Raw genomic sequence first — 20,218 nt, forward strand, 5'->3', positions numbered from 1 at the left:
AACGTTCCGCGATCATCAACTCGACAACTGGGAGACCCTCGTGACCCTGTCCGCCTCGACGACCCTGGCGTTGTCAGAAACGTTCGGCTCCGACCTGGTCAGGGGCCTCGGTGCGATCCTGCTGTACGGCGTCATCGGCCTGGTGATGATGATCGTCGGTTTCTACGCGATCGACTGGACCACGCCCGGCAAGCTGTCCGACCTGGTGCGAGGCGGCCTGCCGAACGCCGTGATCGTCACCGCCTCGGGCCTGCTGTCGATGGCGTTCATCATCGTGGTCGCGATCTTCAACTCGGCCAGCGACCTGACCGAGGGCCTGATCACCTCGCTGGTCTACGGCCTCGTCGGCATCATCATCCAGGTGCTGGCCGTCCGGCTGCTCGAATGGGTCACCAAGATCGACGTGGGCTCCACCATCGAGAGCGACCGCTTCGCCCCGGCGAGCGTCGTCGTCGCCGCCGCGCACCTGGCGCTCGGCTTCATCGTCGCCGTCGCCATCTCCTGACGCCGACCGGACACCCACGACGGCCGCACCGGTGCGCAACCGGTGCGGCCGTCGTGCGTATTGGGCTGTTCGTGACGCCGTGAGCCAATTGTGACCCGCTCGTCAGTACGCCGGGTCACCTGGCGTATCACCGTCCGTTCGGCCGTCCCGGCGACCGCCGCGGTGACGGAGGACACCGACGTACGGCTCCCCGGCCACTAGCGTGGTCGGCGTGCGCCTACTGAGGACACCGGACGACCGGTTCGCCGACCTGCCCGATTTCGACTATCAGCCGACCTATGTGGACATCCCGGACACCGACGGTGGGCACGTGCGCGTCGCCTACGTAGAGGACGGTCCCGCCGACGGCCCGCCCGTGCTGCTGCTGCACGGGGAGCCGAGCTGGTCGTTCCTCTACCGCAAGATGATGCCCGTGCTGGCCGAGGCCGGATTCCGGGCGATCGCCCCGGACATGGTGGGTTTCGGCCGTTCCGACAAGCCCGCCGACATGGTCGACCACAACTACGCCTACCACGTCGAGTGGATGCGCGAGCTGGCGTTCGACGTGCTCGGCCTGACCGGAGTGACCCTGGTCGGGCAGGACTGGGGCGGGTTGATCGGCCTGCGGCTGGTCGCCGAGAACCCGGACCGGTTCGCCCGCGTCGTCGCGGCCAACACCGGCCTGCCCACCGGCGACCACGCCATGCCGGAGGTCTGGTGGGCGTTTCGCAGGGTCGTCGAGGAAGCGCAGGTGCTCGACGTCGGCAGGCTGGTCCAGTCGGGTTGCCGCACGGAACTGCCCGAGGACGTCCGGGCCGCCTACGACGCACCGTTCCCGAACGAGATGTACAAGGCGGGCCCCCGGGCGATGCCGGGCATCCTGCCGACCACTCCGGACGATCCGGCGAGCGCGGCGAACCGCGCGGCCTGGGCCACGCTCGCCGAGCTGGACCTGCCGTTCCTCTGCGCGTTCTCCGACAGCGACCCGATCACCGGCCCGATGGGCCCGGTGCTGCGGCGTGCCATGAAGGGCGCCGAGGGCATCGACCACCCGACCATCGCCGGCGCCGGGCACTTCCTGCAGGAGGACGCGGGCGCCGACCTCGCGCACGCGGTCATCGCCTTCGCCGGTACCTGACCCCCTGGCGCACCCTCACCGCAATATGTCGACGTATTGCGGTCGCGGCGGACGCAATACGTCGACATATTGCGGACTTCGGGGGTGGTGGGCGTGGCGAGCGGAAACTGGTTCGAGGACGTTCGCACGCTGCGGCTACGCTCTCCTGCGTGATTGACCCAAGGACTCTGCGCGAAGACCCGGATGCCGTGCGCGCCTCGCAGCGTGCCCGAGGCGAGGACGAGGCCGTCGTCGACAAGCTCGCCTCTCTGGACGAACGTCGCCGCTCCGCGATCTCCCGCGCGGACAACCTGCGCGCCGAGCAGAAAACCCTTGGCAAGCAGATCGGCAGGGCATCCGGTGAGGAGCGCGAGACGCTGCTGGCCAAGGGCAAGGAACTAGCCGCCCAGGTCAAGGCCGCCGAGGCCGAGCAGGGGCAGACCGGCGAGGAGTTCACCGAGCTGCACCGCACCGTGCCCAACCTGGTGCACCCGGACGCCCCGGCGGGCGGCGAGGACGACTACGTCGTGCTCAAGCACGTCGGCACACCGCGCGAGTTCGACTTCGAGGCGAAGGACCATCTGGAACTCGGCGAGGGTCTCGGCGCGCTCGACATGGAGCGCGGCGCGAAGGTCTCCGGCTCGCGGTTCTACTTCCTCACCGGCGTCGGCGCGCAGCTCCAGCTCGGCCTGCTGAACATGGCCGCCGCGCAGGCCGCGGAGAACGGCTTCCAGTTGATGATCACGCCGACGCTGGTGCGGCCGGAGATCATGGCGGGCACCGGGTTCCTCGGCGCGCACTCGTCGGAGGTGTACCGGCTGCGCGACGACGATCTGTACCTGGTCGGCACCTCGGAGGTGGCGCTCGCCGGGTACCACTCGGACGAGATCCTCGACCTCGCGGAGCCGAAGCGCTTCGCGGGCTGGTCGTCCTGCTACCGCAGGGAAGCGGGCTCGTACGGCAAGGACACCCGCGGCATCATCCGCGTGCACCAGTTCGACAAGGTCGAGATGTTCACCTACTGCCGTCCCGAGGACGCCGAGGCCGAGCACGACCGGCTGCTCGCCTGGGAGGAGGACATGCTCGCCAAGATCGAGGTGCCGTACCGGGTGATCGACACCGCGGGTGGCGACCTCGGCACCTCGGCGAGCCGCAAGTTCGACTGCGAGGCCTGGGTTCCCACGCAGCAGGCGTACCGGGAGCTGACGTCCACCTCGAACTGCACGACGTTCCAGGCGCGCAGGCTCGGCGTCCGCTACCGCGACGAGAACGGCCGGCCGCAGACGGCGGCGACGCTCAACGGCACGCTCGCCACCACACGCTGGATCGTCGCGATCCTGGAGAACCACCAGCAGGCGGACGGTTCGGTTCGGGTTCCGCAGGCGCTGCGGCCGTTCCTCGGGGGCCGGGAAGTGCTTACGCCGCAGGGAAAGTGAGGCCCGCCCTCCCCGTCGGCGGGCAGTGCCGACGGGGAGGGCGTTCCGGCGCCGAGTACGGCTTCGACGAGCGCGGTCTCCCCGCCGCCTCGGGTAACCGCGCGGCAACATCCGCCCGGTTCCACCGCGAACCGGCGTGCCCGTTTGACAGACTGGGCCACCGATACTCCCGCGAACGTGAAGAAGGCCCGAGGCGATGAACCGTCGACACCTGATCACCGTCGCGTGCGCGCTCGCGTCGACCTCGCTGCTCGCCTCCTGTGCCTCCTCGATCGCCGGCACGGCGCAACCCGCGGCGGGTGCCCCGTCCGCCCCGCCTGCCCAGCCGGCGCGCAGCGATCCGTGCACGCTGCTGACGCCGGAACAGGCCACCGGTCTCGGCTACGTCGAGAAGGGCACCTTCACCGACGGCGATCCGGGCGCGCTGCTCCCGCCGACCTGCCGCTGGGAGGCCGCGGACACGATGGGCGACGTCAACTCGGTATCCATCGCGCTCAGCACCGACATCGCCCTCGAGGAGTACTACGACAGCGCGCAGCCGACCGGGGAGAAGGAGATCGGCGGGCTGCGCTGGGAGTCCTATGAGGACCCGATCGCCGGGGACAACGGCTGCGACCTCGCCACCAAGATCGGCCGGACCTCGTTCGTGCAGGTGGCCAGTCTGGACTTCGGTGACGAGCCGAACGCCTGCGCCTCGGTGGAGGCGGTCGCGCCACAGGTCGCCGCGGCGCTGCCCGGCGGCAGCCCCGCCCCGCCGCCGGTGAACCCGGACGCCGTCCCGGCCACACCGTTGTCCGGTCTCGAACCCTGCGACCTGGTGCCGCTGGAGAAGCTGGAGGCCATGCAGTACAAGGCGCAGGGCCGCAAGACCGGACAGGGCCGTTCCGGCACCAACACCCCGCCGGGCTGCGAGTGGGAGAGCAACGACCCGGACGCCCGCCTGCTCTACCTCGCGCTCTTCCTGGACGAGGCCGCCGAGGACATCGCCTACGACGAGCAGGAGGTGGAGAAGTTCGACACCGGCGGCCGGACCTGGGGTGTCTTCAAGGAGGTCGACAACCCGGACTTCGCGAAGATCTCCTGCTCACTGATCCTGCCGTACGGGCCGAAGTCCGCGGTCAAGATCACCAGCGGGCACTCGGTCGACCCGGCGAAGACCTGCGACGGCGGCAAGGGCGCCGCCGAGGCCCTCACCCCGGCGCTGCCCCCGGCCTGAGCCCGTCGCCGGGCGGCCGTGCCGGGTCGCTCAGATCTGAGCGGCGACGTGCTTGCCGATCTCCAGCGCGCTCGTCGCCGCCGGCGACGGCGCGTTGAGCACGTGCACCTGGTTCGGCGCCGTCTCGATCAGGAAGTCGTCCACCATCGAACCGTCCGGCAGCAGGGCCTGCGCGCGGACACCCGAACCGTGCCGGACGATGTCCTCAGGTCCGACGGCGGGCACCAGCCGGGCCAGGCTCGCCGCGAACCGCTTCTTCGACAGCGAGCGCCGCACCTCGTCCAGGCCGATCGGGAAGGCGTACTTGCGGGCCAGGTTCCACGCGCCGGAGTAGCGGGCCACCTCGGCCAGGTCCTTCGGCGACACGTCCGTCCAGCGGTAGCCCTCGCGGCGCAGCGCCAGCACGGCGTTCGGCCCGGCGTGGACGCTGCCGTCGATCATCCGGGTCAGGTGCACGCCGAGGAACGGCAGCGAGGCGTCCGGCACCGGGTAGATCAGGCCCTTGACCAGGTGCCTGCGTTCGGGGCGCAGCTCGTAGTACTCGCCGCGGAAGGGCACGATCTTCGCGCTGGGGGTGACCCCGGCCAGCCGGGCGACCCGGTCAGACTGCAGGCCCGCGCAGTTGACCAGCGCGTCCGCGCGCAGCACCTCGGTACCGGTCGCGATCTCCACGCCGCTGGTCCGCCCTGGCCGGATGCCCAGCGCGGCCGTGCCGAGCCGCAGGTCGGCGCCCGCCTCGGTGAGCAGGCGGACGAGGGCCTGGCAGACGGCGGGGAAGTCGATGATGCCGGTGGACTCCACCCGCAGGGCGGCCACGCAGGCGACCTCGGGCTCGTACTCGCGGGCCTCGTCGGCGGTGATCATCTTCGCGGGGACACCGTTGGCCTCGGCGCGTTCGGCGAGCACCCGCAGGGCGGGCAGTTCCTCGTCCGAGGTGGCCACCACCAGCTTGCCGCAGACCTCCACCGGAACGTCCTGCTCCCGTGCGAAGTCCACAATGGACCGATTGCCGGCCACGGACATCTTCGCCTTGAAGGAACCCGGCTTGTAGTACAGCCCGGCGTGGACGACGTTGGAGTTGTGGCCAGTCTGATGGGCGGCCCAGTGGTCTTCCTTCTCCAGCACCGTGACCGCGTCGCCGCGCCGGGTCAGCTCCCACGCGACGGCCAGGCCGATGATTCCGCCACCGATTACGACAACGTTCTTTCGCACGGTCAGCCAGCGTACGTGGGTGGTTCGGGTCACCTCTGGCGCACCCTGCACCCGCCGAAGCGTGGGGCCGGGTCAGCGGGAGACGAGGCCGGCGTCGTGCGCGATCAGGCCCGCCTGCGTGCGGTTCGCGCAGTCCAGCTTGACCAGCATCCGCGACACGTAACCCTTCACCGTCGCCTCGGTGAGATGCAGCCGCTTGCCGATCTGCGCGTTCGACAGGCCCTCACCGAGGCAGATCAGCACCTCGGTCTCCCGCTCCGTCAACGCCTCCGCCAGCCGCCTGGCCTGCTGACGGTGCCGGTCGCCCGCGCCGTCGCCGGAGGCGGCGAGCAGCCTGCGGGCCGCTTCCGGGGAGAGCACCGTGTGCCCGTCGGCCGCCACCCGCACCAGGCCGATCAGGTCCTCCGGCGGCGTCGACTTCACCAGGAACCCGGCCGCGCCCGCACGCAGCGCCCGCAGCACGTACTCGTCGGCGTCGAAGGTGGTCAGCACGACGATCACCGGCGCGCCCGGCTTCGACCGGATCCGCTCGGTGGCCGCCAGCCCGTCCATCCCCGGCATCCGCAGGTCCATCAGGACGACGTGCGGTTCGTGCCGTTCGACGGCCGCCACCGCCGCCGCGCCGTGGTGTGCCTGCTCGACGACCTCGATGTCCGGGGCCGAGCCGAGAATGGTGCGCAGGTGGGCGCACACCATGGGCTCGTCGTCGACGACGACGACGCGAATGGGGTCAGGGCTCATCGGCTCGGCTCTTCCGGGGAGTTCGGCGTGCTGGCGGCCATCGAGGTCGGAACGTACACGGGAAGTGTGGCACCGACGGCGAACCCGCCGTCCGCGGTCGCCCCCGCCTCGAACGTCCCGTCCACCAGCTCGACGCGCCGCCGGACGCCGAGCAGCCCGGTCCCGGAACCGCCCGTGGCGAGATCCGGATCGTGCCGGTGCGGTGAGGTCGTGGACGCGGGCGGACGTCCGTTGCGGACCGCCACCCGCACCCGTTCCGCCTCGTAGGTCACCCGCACGGCGACCTGCGCCCCGTGCGCGTGCTTGCGGATGTTGGTCAGCGCCTCCCCGACGACGCGGTACACCGTCCTGGCGACCGTCGGCGAGAGCGTGGCCGGATCGCCCCGCAGGTCCAGCTCGACCGGCACGCCGACGGAGGCCGAGTCGGCGGCGAGGCGGCCCAGATCCGCCCCGGAGTCGTCGGCACCCCCGCCGGGGACGTCGTCGTCCGGCTGCGGGGAGCGCAGCGCCCGCACCAGCGCGTCCAGTTCGGTCAGCGCCTGCCTGCCGTTCGCGGTGAGCTCGGCCGCGGCGTCCCGGGTGGCGGCCGAGTCGGTCTCGCTGCCCAGCCGCCCGGCACGCGCCAGCATGTCGTGCAGCCGCCGGGCGACGATGCCGTGCATCTCGCCGGCCAGCTCGGCCCGCTCCGCCGCCCTGGCCCGCTCGGCCAGCAGCCGCTCCTCCCGCTTCGCCCGTGCCGCGCGTTCGGTGAGCGCGGCGATCAGCCTGCGCCGCGCCCCGGCGTACATGCCGAGCAGTGCGGGCGCGCCGGCGAACACCGCCGCGATCATCGCAACCGACAGATACGGATCCCACGGTCTCGCGGCCAGCACGAGCAGGGTCAGCACCAGTGCGGCGGCGAGCCGGGGACGCCGGGAGTGGGCGGCCGCCGCGAAGGTCACCAGCGGCGTCGCCATCGGTATCAGCAGCGTCGCCGAGTCCGCGCCGGCCGGTGCCGCGTCCGGCCCGGTGTAGGCGATCCAGAGCATCAGCAGCGAGTCCGCGATCGAGACGGCGAGGACGATCTGCGGGTACCGCCGCCGCAGCACCAGTACCGCCGCCACCGGAAGCTGCACCGCCACCCACGGCCACGGCACGCCCCCGCCGAACGAGGGCTCCAGCGCGAAGACGACGGTGATCAGCACCGTCACCGCGAACGCCGCGGCCGCGAGCAGCACGTCCGGCCGCCCGATCGGCGGCGGCGCGACCTGCCGCTCGCCGCGCGCCGTGGCCGCCGGGGGCGGCGCGCAGGCGGGTGGTCGTTCCTGGCGGCCGGCCGAGGGCGCCTTGCGCAGCAAGCCGATCAGGTCGCGCAGCTCCTCCAGCGCCGTGCAACCGGTGGCGCGCACGGTCTCCGCCGCGTCCCGGGTGGCCCGCTCGGCCGCGGTGATCCCCAGCGCCCCGGCGTGCAGCACCATCAGGCTGATCCGATGCGTCACGATGTCGTGCAGGTCGGTGGCCAGGCGCGTCCGCTCCTCCCGCCGCGCGTGCTCCGAACCGAGATCGCGTTCGAGTTCCGCCCGTTCCGCCCGTTCGGTCAGGGTCGCGACGAGCTGGTCCCGCGCCGACAGGTATAGGCCGAACAGCATCGGCACGGAGACGTACAACAGGCCGGCCGCGGCGACGGCCACCGAACCCGGCCACGGGCGGACCGCGATCACGGCGAGCAGCGCGGTAAGAACCCAGGCATGGCGCCGGTTCCGGAAGTAGAGATGCGCCGCGTACTGCGGGAAGAACGGCGCGAGCGGCATCAGCAGGTTGAGCGGATCGTCCGCGGTGGCGAGCGTGCCGGGTGCGATCAGCGTCCACGCCGTCAGTGCGACGGCGGCCGTCCCGGCGACGGCGAGCGGTCCGCCGAAACCGCGGACGCGGGAGGCGAGCGTCGCGACGCCGACGACCAGGAACCCGAGGGTCCCGGCGAGCGGTCCCAGTTCCGGCTCGCCATCCGGCAGGAACAGCGGCAACGCCCATACCAGACCGGCGACGGCCAGCGCGACCGCGACGTCCAGCGTGGCCTCCCGGCCGGACCAGGTCTGCGGTGGCGAATCGGGCTGCATGAGGTCACCGTAGGTCCGCACGTGTCCGCGGGAGTACGCCCGCGGGCCGGTTCCAGGGCAAGTGCAGACGAAGGATGCCTGCCCCGGACCGTGGGCACTCACTTTCGTCGGTACGGCTCGCCGCGTTCGGCGCTGGTGGCGTTGCCCCCGGGCGAGTGAACTCGACGGTAGGAAAAAGACACACCGAACGAGGGGTGACAGGGATGCGGACGTGGACGAAGCGAGGGCTGCTCGCGCTCGCGGCGCTGACCGGGGTGACGGCAGGTCTGCTGCCGGTCGTCGGTCATGCCGAGGCGCCGGACCCGGGCGGGTCCGGGGGCACCGGCGGGACAGTGGTGCGGACCGAGTCCGGGGCGGTGCGCGGTACGGAGAACGCGGGCACCCGCTCGTTCCAGGGAATCCCGTACGCCGCCCCGCCGGTCGGCGACATGCGGTGGCAGGACCCTCGGCCCGCCGCGCGCTGGGAGGGGGAACGCGACGCGAGCAAGCCCGGTACGCCCTGCGCGCAGGCACCGGGAGAGGTCGCCGAAGGCAGCCTCAGCGAGGACTGCCTGTACCTGAACGTCACCTCGCCCTCCGGCACGAAGAAGGGGCCGAAGCCGGTCATCGTCTGGGTGCACGGCGGCGGCTACTTCATGGGTACCGGCAGCAACTACGGGCCGCAGCGCCTCGCCGAGCAGGGTGACGCCGTCGTCGTCACGATCAACTACCGGCTCGGCGTGTTCGGCTACTTCGGCCACTCCGGACTGAAGGGTTCCGGTACCTACGGCCTGGCCGACCAGCAGGCCGCCTTCGCCTGGGTCCGGCGCAACGCGGCCGCGTTCGGCGGCGATCCGGGCAACGTGACCGTCGCGGGCCAGTCCGCCGGCGCGATCAGCAACTGCGCCCACCTCACCTCGCCCTCGGCCACCGGGCTGTTCGACAAGGCCATCACCCAGAGCGGTGCGTGCGACCTCGACTGGCTGGCCAACCTCGAGTTCCGCGGCGACCAGGAAGCGGCGATCTTCGAACCGCTGTCCACCGTCGAAGCACGCGGACGCGAGACGGCGACCGGCGCGGGCTGTCCCGAGGGGGACGACGCGGAGACGATCGAGTGCCTGCGCGGACTGCCGGTGGAGGAACTGCTGAAGTCGCAGGGCAAGTTCATCAGGCCCGCCTACGGCACCCGCGTGCTGCCGACACACCCCGCGGACGCGGTGCGCAGGGGCTGGTTCCACCGGGTGCCCGTGCTTTCCGGTCAGACCCACGACGAGTCCACCGCCTCCACGGCCGTCTACGACCAGGGGCCGGGGGAGAACCAGCGGCAGCCGATGACCGAGCAGACCTTCGACGAGGTGATGACCGAGACCTTCGGCAAGGACGAGGCGAAGGTCCGGGCCGAGTATCCGCGCGAGGCCTACGATTCCGCCGCGCTCGCCTGGTCGGCGATCGCGACCGACCGCAAGTGGACGTGCAACCAGCTCACCACCTCGCGCAACCTGTCCCGGCACGTGCCGGTGTTCCACTACGAGTACGCCGACCCGCAGGCTCCGCCGCTGTCGCCGGCCCCGCCGCAGATGCCGATGGGCGCCCAGCACGCCTCGGACCTGTGGTCGCTGTTCGACCTGTTCGGCTTCCCCGCGCCGCTGGACCCCGCGCAGCAGCAGCTCTCCGAGCGGATGATCGGCTACTGGAGCGAGTTCGCGGCCACCGGCAGGCCCGGCGCCGACTGGCCGGAGTTCGAGCGGAAGGACAAGCCGCCGTACGTCCAGTCGCTGGCCCCCGGTGAGGGCGGCGTCGGCCCGGTCGACCTGGCCGCCGAGCACCACTGCGGCTTCTGGTCGAAGTTCGACCGGTAACCCGGAGCGGACACCGTTTCGCCGACGCGGGCGCGTGGCTTGCGCGCCCGCGCCGGCGAACGCCCCTCGGGTGCTCACCCGACGGGCGTTCCGCGCTTGCCTTCGTCGGCCGTGGCACCGGCCTGTTCCGGCGTCTCCGCCGCACGGGTGGCCTCGGCGACGTCGCTCGAACGGATACCGCGCAGCATCACCACCGCCAGAACCGACGCCGTCGCGAGGATCACCGCACCGGCGACGGCGGTGACTCCGATGCCGGAGGTGAACGCCTCCCTGGCCGAGGCCAGCAGCGGGGCCCCGAGTTCAGGTGGAACCCGACCGGCCACCGCCACGGCACCGCCGAGGGTCTCGCCCGCCGCGTCCAGTGCCTCCGGCGGCAGGCCGGCAGGGGCGGTCCCGGCGATGTCGGCGCGGTACACAGCGATCCCGATGCTCCCGAAGATCGCCATGCCCAGTGCCCCGCCGAACTCGCCGCCGGTTTCCGCCATCGCCGACGCCGCGCCGGCCCGCCCCGGCGGTGCGCTGGCCATCACGAGGTCGGTCGCCAGCGCCATCCCGGCACCCATGCCGAACAGCATCACCGACACCGAGACGACCAGGTAGCCGATACCGGTGCCGGTCTCCAGGCGGCTCAGCATGACGAAGCCGGTCGCCGTCAGCGCCAGCCCGGCGCCCACCACGTATCCCGGCCGGACGACGCGGGACAGCAGCGCGCCCAGGGTCGTGCTCACCATCATCGCGAGGAAGGTCGGCAGGTTCCACAACGCGGCCTCGAGCGGCCCGAGTCCCAGGACGAGCTGCATGTACTGCGAGGAGAGCAGCGCGAACCCGAGCATGGCGAAGGTGCTCAACACACCGACGGTGATCGACACCGAGAACGACCGCTTCCGGAACAGCTTCACGTCGATCATCGGATCGGGGCGGCGCCGCTGCCTGCGGACGAACAGCGCGCCCATCGTCAGTCCGGCCACAATGGACAGTACGGCCGGCCAGCCGATGGCGACGTCCTCCGCGATCCGCTTGACACCGTTGATGATCGGCAGCACGGCGGCCAGCGAGAGAACCGCGCTGATCAGGTCGAACCGGTCCGGATCCGGGTTCCGGAACTCCGGCAGCAGCAACGGGCCGAGCACGAGCAGCAGCGCCATCGCGGGAACGTTGATCAGGAACACCGAGCCCCACCAGAAATGCTCGAGCAGCATTCCGCCGACGATCGGGCCGAGAACGGCACCGCCGGCGAAACCGCTCGTCCACACCGAGATCGCCAGCGTGCGCTGTGCCGAGTCGTGGAACATGTTGCGGATCAGCGACAGCGTGGACGGGGCCAGCGTGGCACCCGCGACACCGAGCACGGCCCGCGCGGCGATCAGGAGTTCGGCGCTGCTCGAGAACGCCGCCGCCACCGACGCCGCCCCGAACGCGGTCGCGCCGATCAGCAGCAGCCTGCGCCTGCCGATCCGGTCACCGAGGGAGCCCATGGTGATCAGCAGTCCGCCGAGCAGGAAGCCGTAGATGTCGACGATCCACAGCAGTTGCGAACTCGTCGGTGCCAGCTCGGCACTGATGAACGGCAGCCCGAAGAAGAGCACGGACATGTCCATCGAGACCAGCAGACAGGGCAGGACCAGGACGGCGAGACCGAGCCATTCCCGCCTGCCGGCCTTGGCCGTGGGCGTCATGGGATCACCTCGAAGGCAGGCTCGCTACCGGCGGTGGCGACCCGGTCCCCCCGGCGGACCAGGTCGCGCATGGTCGTGACGTCGCCCCCGGCGACGATCTGTTCGCTCATGACGGCGAGTCTGGCCGAGACCGCTTACCGTCCGAGCACGCGAACCTGACCGCCGGGGTCAGGCCTCCGGCAGTCCGGTCAGCGCCCGGATCCCGGCCTCGTCCAGCCCGGCCCCGTGCGCGTGCTCCCGCTCGTACCCGGCCTCGCCGAGCCGGTCGCGCACCTGAGCGTGGATACCGGTGGCGCCGGCGAGCCCGATGCCGCGCCGCGCCCCGGCCGCACCCAGCAGCCGGGCGGCCCGCACCACGGCACCGTCCCGCCAGGCCAGCTCGGCCAGTCCCTCCAGCGCGTACGCCGCCGCCTGCACGCTCGGGCCGCCGATCGACGCGGTCAGTCCCCGCAGGTGCAGGGCCAGCGCCTCCTCGGTCCTCCCGCGCGCCGCCGCGATCCGGCCGAGCAGGCTCAGCGCCCGCATCCGAGTCTCCTCCAGCTCGAACCGGGTCGACGCCGTCACGAGCGTGACGCGCTCCGCGAGCGTCCCGGCCTCGTCCAGTTCCCCGCGCCCCAGCGCCAGTTCGGCCAGGCCGAGCCGGGCAACGGCCGCCTTGTCCACCGAACCCGCCCGCCTGGCCAGTTCGGCCGCGCGCTCGTAGTCCACTCGCGCGCCGTCCACCCGCCCCGCGACGAGCTGCGCCTCCGCCCGCATCGCGAACAGGTCCGCGGTCTCCTGGATCGCACCCAGCTCCTCGGTCAGCCCGACGGCCTCGTCGATCAGTTCGAGCGCCCGATCGCAACGTCCCTGCCAGCCTTCGAGCTGCCCCAGCGCTCCCAGCACCATCGACAGTCCCCACCGTTCGCCCAGTTCCCGGAAACTGCCGAGCGCGGAGGTGAGCAGGCTGCGCGCACCGGCGAGATCGCCCCGGTACAACTCGAGCATCCCCTGGCCCATCGGGGCCAGCGCCGCCGTCCACCGATCCCGCCCGGTGATGGCCACGATCCGGGTCCGCAGCGCGCTGTCCGTCGCCGGCGGCCCGACGACGACCGCGTGCAGCACCGTCACGAACGGCTGTCGGGGCGGGCCGGTCAGCGACTGCACCACCTGCTCCGCCACCCGCAGATGCTCGTGCAGCCGGACGTTCTCCGGCGGGTCGAACAGCGCGTTGAGCACGCAGGTCGCGTACTCCTGCGCCAGGTCGTCCGGCGGGCTGGTGCCGACCCGGACGGCCAGCTCGGCGGCCAGCACCGCCCCCTCCGACCGCCGGCCACGCATCCACCAGTACGGCACCAGCACGCTTGCCAGCCGTAACGCGAGCCGTGTGTCGGCGTCGATCGCCCAGCGCAGGGCGGCGTGCAGGTTGTCGTGCTCGGGGTCGAGCAGCGCCAGCCAGTCGAGCTGCTCGGCGCGCAGCAGGTGCGGGGCGGCCGTCTCGGCCAGTGCGAGGAAGTGCTCGGCGTGCGCCCGTCGCAGTCCCTCCGTGCGGCCCGAATCGGCGAGCCGTTCGGCGCAGAACGCGTGGATCGTGCGCAGCATCCGGTACCGGCCGTCGATGCTCTCCACGAGCGACTTGTCGACGAGGCCGCTGAGCGCGTCCAGAGCGTCCGAGGCGCGGCAGACCCGCTCCGCGGCGGCCAGGGTCACCCCGCCGGAGAACACGGTCAGCCCGGCGGCCAGTTCGCGTTCGCCGTCGTCCAGCAGTCCCCAGCTCCATTCCACCACCCCGCGCAGCGTCCGGTGCCTGCTGGACGCCGTCCGGCTTCCCTTGGACAGCAAGGAAAACCGATCGTCCAGCCGGGCGGCGACCTCGGCCACCGGCAACGAGCGCAACCGGGCCGCGGCCAGCTCGATCGCCAGCGGCAGCCCGTCGAGCGCCTCACAGATCCGCAGCACGTCGTCCACAGTGGACCCGTCGAGGGTGAAGTCCGGACGCCCCGCCACCGCGCGATCGGCGAACATCCGCACCGCCGGGTAGTCCAGCGCCAGGGCAGGCTCGGTGCCCGGCGGGGCCGCCCGCAACCGCGGCACCGGCAACAGCGCCTCGCCGGTGATGCCCAGCGGTTCCCGGCTGGTCGCCAGGATCCGCACCGGCGGGCAGGCCGCGAGCAGCGCCCCGGCCAGCCGAGCGGCGGCCTCCACCAGGTGCTCGCAGTTGTCCAGCACCAGCAGCACCGGCCGTTCCGTCAGTGCCTCGACCAGCCGCTCCACCGGCGAGGCGGGGGTCCGCTCCTGGACCGGCACCGGTATCGCCACCTCGCGCAGGCCCAGCGCGGTCAGCGCCGCCTGCGGCACGTCCGCCGGATCGGTCAGCGGAGCCAGCTCGACCAGGCAGGCCTCGACGGCAGGGCCGGCGCCACCCGCCGCCTCGATCGCCAGCCGGGTCTTGCCGGTGCCGCCGGGCCCGGTCAGCGTCACCAGGCGGCCCCGCTCCAGCAGTTCGGTGACCCGGGCCAGTTCCTCGTCGCGGCCCACGAAACTGGTCAACTGCGCGGGCAGCCGCGAGCGCCCCGGCACCGAGGGCTCGCCTCGGAGCACGGCCAGGTGCGCCGCGGCCAGCTCCGCCGACGGATCGACCCCCAGCTCCTCGGCCAGCATCCGCCGGGCCGTCTCGTAGGCGGTCAGCGCCTCCGGTGTCCGTCCGGCGCCGTGCAGCGCGCGGACCAGCAGGACGTGCGGCTGTTCGCGCAGCGGATGGGACGCCGTCAGCTTCCGCAGTCCGGCCACCAGCCCGGCATGCTCCCCGCAGCGCAGCCGGGCGTCGAAACCGTCGGCGAGCGCGTCCAGCCGCAGTTCCTCCAGCCACGGCAGCTCGCCGGCCAGCGGGGCGTCGGCGAGCGCGGGCCCGCGCCACAACGCGTTCGCCTCCCGCAGCAGGGCCGCCGCCCGGATCGGCTCGCCCGCGTCGAGGGCCTGCCTGCCCTCCGCGGCGAGACGGGCGAAGCGGTGCACGTCGACCTGGTCCGGATCGACCGCCAGCCGGTAGCCACCGGCATGGGACTCGACCACGGCGGCCCCGGAACCCAGCGCCCGGCGCAGCCGGGAAACCTGGGACTGCAGGGCGTTGACCGCCCCGGAGGGCACCGCCTCGCCGTAGAGGCCGTCGATCAGCCGGGACGTGCCGACGACCGAGCCCGCGCCGAGCGCCAGCAGGGTCAGCAGCGCGCGGGCCCGTGGCCCTGGCACGGCGAGCGCGCGACCATCGGGATCGCGCACGTCGGTAGGACCCAGGATACCGACCCGCATGGCGACAGTATGTCGCGTCGTGCTGGACGACGGCGGGGAAGCGGCGAGGCTCAGGCGCGGAACGACATGTGCCGCAGCTCCGGCCACGACTCGGCCCACGACTGCCTGCGGCCCTCGCAGAGAAAGATCGGCATGCCCTGCGTGACGTTCGGGACCCGGTGCCCGTTGTCCACAGTGGATACCCATTGGACGTCGGAGAAGTGCCGCCGCAGCTCGCCGCGTTTCCAGCCGACGAACAGCGTCGTCGAAGCGTCCTCCGGCGGCATGCCGAAGTACCAGGCGCCGCGGCCGGTGCTGAACGCCTCCGGCAGTCCGCGATCCGGCCCGAACCGGTCGATCGCCGCCGCGTGCCAGTACGTCTCGGTCACCACCGTCGTCCGCGCCCGCTGCTCCGGTGGTAGTGCGCGGTAGGTGCTCGCGACGTCGTCGACGAACTCCGGCCAGCCGAACTCCTCCAGCGCCATCTGCATCGGGTGGTACGGCTTGTCCGCGTAGTACGTCAGCGGGGTCACCGGCAGGCCCTGGATCGCGAACGCCGCCGAGGCCGCGTAGATCGGGATCGCCGTCCGCCACGCCCATGAGCGCGCGGGCAGCCGCCGCTCGATGTCCGCCGATGCGGCCGCGAAGCACAGGGCGAACAGGCCAGCCACGTAGTACGGGCGCCCGGAGTTGACCAGGAACACCAGCGTCACGCCCAGCACCGTCCAGCCGAGGAACCGGTACGGCCTCAGGTGCGGCGAGCGCAGCAACCGCCACCCGCCCCACAGCACGAAGGCGGCGCCCACCGCCATGCCCGCCTGCTCCAGGGCCATCGGCAGGAACGTCAGCCTGCCCCCGGCGAACGAGGCCTCACCGGCGACGATCCTGTCCATCTCGAGCTGCGGCCAGCCGTTGGATGCCTGCCAGATCAGTGTCGGGACGGTGGCGAGCGCCGCGATCCCCGCTCCCGCCCACAGCATCGGACGGCGCAGCAGGTCGCGGGGCCCGACCGCCAGCGCGGCGACCGCCAGCACCACCCAGAAGAACGGGACGAGGAACTTGACCTGCATCGCCACCGCGGTGACCAGTCCGGCGAAGAGCAGTAGGCGGTCGTCCGGGCGTCCCCGCGAACGCAGGCGCGTCCACCGCACGACCAGCCAGGTGAGCACCGTCCACAGCACCGCGTCCACCATGTGCGTGGCGAGGATGTGGCCCGATCCGGCGAGCAGGTGCGGGGAGCAGGCGTACGCCGCCGCGGCCATCGTCTGCGCGCGCCACCGTCCGCCGAACTCGCGCGCGATCAGCGCGGACACCACCACGCCCAGCCCGGTGAGCAGGATCGCCGGAGCACGCAGTCCGACGACCGAACCCGGGAAAAGCGTGTCCATCAGCCCCGCGAGGGCCGGCAGCAACGGCGGCTGGTCGGCGTACCCCCAGGCCAGGTTCCTGCCCGCGGCGACGAAGTACAGCTCGTCGCCGTGGTAGCCGTACCGTCCGGCGAAGGCCAGCAGCAGGCCCATCGCCGCCACCGCCACCGCTAGGACCGGCAACCTGGCGAACGGTGCGATGTCCGTGGTGGGCTTCGTCGCCGGCCGGGGCGGGTGTGCTTGGTCCGCCGGGGTTTCGGTGGGTGTGGTGGTCGACGGCACGAGGTCGAGGATAACGGCGCGGTAACCGTCATCCCGCCTCGGAGTCGGCCGATTCGGGCGGAGTAGCTGCGGGTGGTCGAGTGGGCGCGCTACGGTGATCGCTGCTGGTGGACGTTGCACGAGGGGGAGTCGTGGCTGGCGGAGGGAACGCGTTCCTGAGCGGCGTGCTCGGGGCGGACATGTACGGCGGCGCCCAGGGGGAGCTGGAGCGCGAGGTCGTGGACACGCGCCGGGACGCCGAGGCGGAACACCGCGTGGTGGGCGCCGGTGACGGTGGCGTGACACCCGGCGGCTTCGTCGAGTCGGTGACGCCGACCGGCAGCACCACCGGTGGCGGCTACACCCTGGACCCGGAAGCGCTGGCCGCGAAGATCACCGAGTTCGAAGCCATCCGCGACCGGATCGCCGACCGGTCTGACGACCTCAAGAGAGCAGCAGAGAGGGTTGAGCCGCCGTCGCTGGATGCCCCGGCGATCGGACAGGCCGACGCGACCAGACGCTCGCTCTTGGTGGCTGCGGAACACGCAGGCGCCATGCGGGAGTACGCCCAGTCGTTCATCGACGCGTTGCGCAAGGCCAACGGCACCTACGTAACGCAAGAAGATGACACGACGGGTGTGTTCAAGGATCAGGCTGGTGCGGACACGAATCTGCCGACCGGGACTGGAAGTCTGTTCGAATGACCGGATCGTTGAGTAACAGGAAGCGTGCCCTTCTGATGGTGGGTGCAGTGTCGGCAGGGGTGTTGGCTCTCGGTTGTTCAGTCGAGAAGTCAGGGCAGCCGGCGGTGCCCCCTTCGCAGCCGAGTGCCTCCGAGAGTTCCGGTCCTCCCCCCGGCCCGTCGAGTGGCGGCACCAAGGCGCCAGCCGTTCAGGAGCCGATCGACACCGCGAAGTACGAGGGCGATGCCTGTGCGAGCCTGACAAACGCTCAGCAGCAGGAGTTCGGGGTGAATGATGCCGGCAGGTTGCAAGAGTTTCCTGGTAGCGACGATACGAACTGCTCGTGGAATACCGGAGCCAACAACGATGTCACGATTGGTGTGACCTACAACACTTCGATCGATAACGGGCTCAGCAATCTGTACGAGTTGGACGAGACAGGACACTGGGACGCTGGCTACTTCGAACCCACCGAGGTATCCGGTTATCCCGCTGTGTTCCAGTCGATCAACGATGATCGTCCCGGTGGGGGATGTGGGCTTTCGGTAGCGGTCACCGATCAGGTGTTCTTCACCTCGATCATCCAGGGGCGCCCCGGGCAGGACGGGTGCAAGGCGGCGGAGAACGTTGCCGAGGCAGTGATCGAGACGATCAAGCAGGGGGCTTGAGATGTCGATGACCGGTCAGCAGATCTACGAGAACTTCGCCGGCGCTCCGGGGCCGGACGCGCTGAACGGTAGCCGGGTGGAACTGAACAAGGTCATGTCCGAGTACCACGAGATCGCCGACCAGATCGTGCAGCTCGCCGGCTCGATGGAGGAGCACTGGCAGGGAGAGGCAGGCGGGGGCGCCCGGCGGGCGGCAGGGCCGCTGGCCGTCCACCATGCCCGTGCGGGCGAGGAGATGCGCTTCGCCGACGGTCTGATCGGTGACCAGATCGGGGAGTTCGATCGGACGAAGGGCACCGTGCAGCCGGTGCCACCGGCGCCGGAGGCCCCGTCGGGCTTCCGGGACGTGATCACCCTCGGCGCCGCCTCCTCGAACTACGAGGACCAGGTCGCCACGTCCAACCGGGCCGCGCAGGCGAACGTCGACGCGATGAACCGGTGGGCGGAGACCAGCACGCGCAACGGCCAGATGCCCAGCGACTACGGCACGATCAATCCCGGCGAGTTCGCCGTCACCATGGATTCCGGCGCGAACGCGGTCGGCCCGGTGGACCAGCCGGGAGCGGGCGAGCCGCGCAGCTCGGGTCCCGCACCCGACGCCGGACGCCCCGGGCCGAACGCCGTCCCGGCGCCGGGTGGCAATGGCGATCCGAACGCCTGGCCGGGCGGCGGTGAGAACCGGCCTCCCGCCCGCGGCGACACGGCACCCTCCCAGACGATGCCTTCCCAGTCGGCGCCCTCGCACAGCGCTCCGACGCCCACGCCGGGCCCGTATCCGCCCGGCTACCAGCCGCCCGGTACCGGTCAGGGTGGCGGCGGCGCGCAGCCCGGCCCCCCGGTCGGTGGCTACCCGCCCGGGCGTGGCCCGGACGGCAGTGCGCCGTACAGCCGAGGTGGCCTGCCCGGCCGGGCAGGCGGCCTGCCCGGTGGTGCGAACGGCAACTCCGGCGGAGCGGGTGGCCGGGTTCCCGGCGGCGGCCCTGGGGGAACGGGTGGCTTCCGCGGCGGCTCCTTCGGCCCCGGTGCCGGCACGGTCGCGAACCCGGGAACGGGCGCGGGGCCCGGCTCCGGCGGCAACGCCGGTGCGGGACAGGGCCTCGGTGCGGGCCGGGGCACCGGTGCCGGTATGCCCGGCGGCGTACCGGGTCAGGGCCCCGCCGCGGGCGCCGGTGCGGGCAGGGCAGGCGGTGCCGGCGGTGCGCCGATGGGTGCGGCCGGTGGAGCCGGCCGGGGCAGGGGCGCCGACGAGGACGAGCACCAGCGCAAGTACGTACTCGACGACGACGAGGCGTTCCAGCTCACCGACGAGCCGGGTCAGAAGGTGATCGATCCGCGGACCGGCATGCCCACCGCCCCGCCCGTGATCGGCAGGTAGTGGTGTGGTTCGCCCGGCCGGAACGTTTCGCGGCCTCGTCCCTCGCCGCACTGGTCACCGAGGTCGCGGGCGGTGACCTGCACGTGGTGCTCGCGCCGGAACCGGTCTGGCTGGACGAGGCGGAGACGGCCGGGACCCGCCGCGAGCTGGCACGCCTGCGCGCGGCGTACGGGGGCGTCCGGGATCGGGACGAACCCGGGCTGGCCGAGCTGGCCAGGCTGTTGAGCACCCCGCCGGAGGCCCGGTACGGCTGGATCAGCGATCTCGGCACCGGCGGCACCCTCGCCGTCCTCGCCGCCGTCGAACCGCGCTTCGGCCTGGTCGCCGTCCGGGAGAAGGACGACGTCTGGATCCGTACCTTCCGCGACGAGGACCCCGGCCGTCAGCTCGCCTCGACGTTGCCGGAGTGGTGGAAGTCCACCGCGCCCGCACTCACGTTCCTGCGTGCCGAGTGGGACCCCTGCGGTTTCGTCGACGACATCGAGCCCTCGCCCGCCGTCCGCCAGGCCCGCCGGATCACCGCCCTGCCGCCGCGGATGGTCGCCGAGCTGTACGCCGAGACGCGCCCGCCGGACGGTTCGCGGCGCAGCAGCCGCATTCCCATCCGGGTCCAGGACACCGACGAGGGCCGCTGGATGCTCACCGCACGGCCACATCACGGCGACGAACTGCTCACCCTGGCCCCGGCCGGGGACGCCGAGGTCCTCGTCGCTCTCGCCGCGGCCCGCCGCGAACTGGCCTGAACGGCTCGCCCCGGACACCGGTACCGCGCCGTTGGTCA

At 72.1% G+C, this 20,218-nt stretch carries 15 protein-coding genes; 9 read left to right on the plus strand and 6 right to left on the minus strand.

Annotated elements, in window-relative coordinates; genetic code table 11:
• Window positions 1-46: 46 nt before the first annotated feature.
• The 4 genes from CFN78_RS10015 (at window position 47) to CFN78_RS10030 (ending at window position 4,253) form a co-directional block, all read left to right on the plus strand.
• Window positions 47-505: a DUF350 domain-containing protein gene (locus tag CFN78_RS10015; RefSeq protein ID WP_094862685.1), complete on the plus strand. Its 459-nt coding sequence runs from the start codon at window positions 47-49 to the stop codon at window positions 503-505.
• Window positions 506-716: 211 nt separating this feature from the next.
• The gene (locus CFN78_RS10020; RefSeq protein WP_094862686.1) at window positions 717-1,622 is read left to right on the plus strand and encodes a haloalkane dehalogenase; all 906 of its coding nucleotides are present in this window, start codon (window positions 717-719) and stop codon (window positions 1,620-1,622) included.
• Window positions 1,623-1,771: 149 nt separating this feature from the next.
• Window positions 1,772-3,037, plus strand: a complete 1,266-nt coding sequence (gene serS / locus CFN78_RS10025) for a serine--tRNA ligase (RefSeq protein WP_094862416.1) — start codon at window positions 1,772-1,774, stop codon at window positions 3,035-3,037.
• 196 nt (window positions 3,038-3,233) lie between these two features.
• Window positions 3,234-4,253, plus strand: coding sequence for a DUF3558 family protein (locus CFN78_RS10030; RefSeq protein WP_094862417.1), 1,020 nt, complete (start codon window positions 3,234-3,236; stop codon window positions 4,251-4,253).
• A gap of 30 nt (window positions 4,254-4,283) precedes the next feature.
• On the opposite strand, the gene lhgO is transcribed toward CFN78_RS10030, so the two are convergent.
• The 3 genes from lhgO to CFN78_RS10045 are packed head-to-tail and all read right to left on the minus strand — an operon-like array spanning window position 4,284 to window position 8,302.
• Window positions 4,284-5,498 carry an L-2-hydroxyglutarate oxidase gene (gene lhgO, locus CFN78_RS10035; protein WP_338065520.1) on the minus strand — a complete coding sequence of 405 codons (1,215 nt, stop codon included), beginning with the start codon at window positions 5,496-5,498 and terminating at the stop codon, window positions 4,284-4,286.
• A gap of 39 nt (window positions 5,499-5,537) precedes the next feature.
• Window positions 5,538-6,206 (minus strand): response regulator, encoded by a 669-nt coding sequence (locus CFN78_RS10040; RefSeq protein WP_094862419.1) that lies wholly within the window; start codon window positions 6,204-6,206, stop codon window positions 5,538-5,540.
• Window positions 6,203-8,302, minus strand: coding sequence for a sensor histidine kinase (locus CFN78_RS10045; protein ID WP_133116317.1), 2,100 nt, complete (start codon window positions 8,300-8,302; stop codon window positions 6,203-6,205). Before CFN78_RS10045 ends, CFN78_RS10040 begins: the two co-directional genes overlap by 4 nt.
• Before the next feature lie 203 nt (window positions 8,303-8,505).
• Between CFN78_RS10045 and CFN78_RS10050 the strand changes: the two genes are divergently transcribed.
• Window positions 8,506-10,140, plus strand: coding sequence for a carboxylesterase/lipase family protein (locus tag CFN78_RS10050; RefSeq protein ID WP_094862422.1), 1,635 nt, complete (start codon window positions 8,506-8,508; stop codon window positions 10,138-10,140).
• 74 nt (window positions 10,141-10,214) lie between these two features.
• On the opposite strand, the gene CFN78_RS10055 is transcribed toward CFN78_RS10050, so the two are convergent.
• The 3 genes from CFN78_RS10055 to CFN78_RS10065 all read right to left on the minus strand — a co-directional run bounded on the left by CFN78_RS10055 (window position 10,215) and on the right by CFN78_RS10065 (window position 16,603).
• Window positions 10,215-11,816, minus strand: coding sequence for an MFS transporter (locus tag CFN78_RS10055; RefSeq protein WP_094862423.1), 1,602 nt, complete (start codon window positions 11,814-11,816; stop codon window positions 10,215-10,217).
• A gap of 168 nt (window positions 11,817-11,984) precedes the next feature.
• Window positions 11,985-15,104: an ATP-binding protein gene (locus tag CFN78_RS10060; protein WP_094862425.1), complete on the minus strand. Its 3,120-nt coding sequence runs from the start codon at window positions 15,102-15,104 to the stop codon at window positions 11,985-11,987.
• Between the two features lie 50 nt (window positions 15,105-15,154).
• On the minus strand, window positions 15,155-16,603 hold the full coding sequence (locus CFN78_RS10065) for an ArnT family glycosyltransferase (RefSeq protein WP_094862688.1): 1,449 nt from the start codon (window positions 16,601-16,603) through the stop codon (window positions 15,155-15,157).
• A 260-nt stretch (window positions 16,604-16,863) separates the two neighbouring features.
• Here CFN78_RS10065 and CFN78_RS10070 point away from each other — a divergent pair, with 260 nt between their 5' ends.
• Genes CFN78_RS10070 through CFN78_RS10085 form a run of 4 tightly spaced genes read left to right on the plus strand, consistent with a single transcriptional unit; the run spans window position 16,864 to window position 20,180 of the window.
• On the plus strand, window positions 16,864-17,415 hold the full coding sequence (locus CFN78_RS10070; RefSeq protein ID WP_094862426.1) for a hypothetical protein: 552 nt from the start codon (window positions 16,864-16,866) through the stop codon (window positions 17,413-17,415).
• Complete coding sequence (locus CFN78_RS10075; protein WP_094862428.1) at window positions 17,412-18,062, plus strand: DUF3558 domain-containing protein; 651 nt, start codon at window positions 17,412-17,414, stop codon at window positions 18,060-18,062. Before CFN78_RS10070 ends, CFN78_RS10075 begins: the two co-directional genes overlap by 4 nt.
• 1 nt (window position 18,063) lies before the next feature.
• Window positions 18,064-19,437, plus strand: coding sequence for a hypothetical protein (locus CFN78_RS10080; protein WP_094862429.1), 1,374 nt, complete (start codon window positions 18,064-18,066; stop codon window positions 19,435-19,437).
• Window positions 19,437-20,180, plus strand: coding sequence for an ESX secretion-associated protein EspG (locus CFN78_RS10085; protein ID WP_094862430.1), 744 nt, complete (start codon window positions 19,437-19,439; stop codon window positions 20,178-20,180). Before CFN78_RS10080 ends, CFN78_RS10085 begins: the two co-directional genes overlap by 1 nt.
• The last annotated feature ends 38 nt before the right edge of the window (window positions 20,181-20,218 follow it).

Source organism: Amycolatopsis antarctica, assembly GCF_002262875.1.
GTDB classification, from domain to species: Bacteria; Actinomycetota; Actinomycetes; order Mycobacteriales; family Pseudonocardiaceae; genus Amycolatopsis; species Amycolatopsis antarctica.